This window comes from Vibrio genomosp. F6 (assembly GCF_005146325.1).
Taxonomy (GTDB): domain Bacteria; phylum Pseudomonadota; class Gammaproteobacteria; order Enterobacterales; family Vibrionaceae; genus Vibrio; species Vibrio cortegadensis.
In genome coordinates, this window is record NZ_SYUT01000108.1 from 1 (window position 1) to 237 (window position 237).

General features: G+C 50.6%; 2 tRNA genes. Both read right to left on the reverse strand.

Going from position 1 to position 237, the window contains the following annotated elements:
• Positions 1 to 22: 22 nt before the first annotated feature.
• Positions 23 to 98 (reverse strand) — tRNA-Ala (locus tag FCV43_RS19860).
• 39 nt (positions 99 to 137) lie between these two features.
• Positions 138 to 214: transfer RNA gene (locus tag FCV43_RS19865), tRNA-Ile, on the reverse strand.
• Positions 215 to 237: the final 23 nt, after the last annotated feature.

A 237-nucleotide genomic window follows, 5' to 3' on the forward strand; every position in this document is an offset into this window, starting at 1 on the left:
TTCAAAGAAGTGTGCTTAAAGATGGTGGAGCTATGCGGGATCGAACCGCAGACCTCCTGCGTGCAAGGCAGGCGCTCTCCCAGCTGAGCTATAGCCCCATCTGTGTTTGTCGATATTGTTCCAAACCTAAAAAGGATTGGTGGGTCTGAGTGGACTTGAACCACCGACCTCCCGCTTATCAGGCGAGCGCTCTAACCAGCTGAGCTACAGACCCAATATCGTCTCTTTTACTTTTTA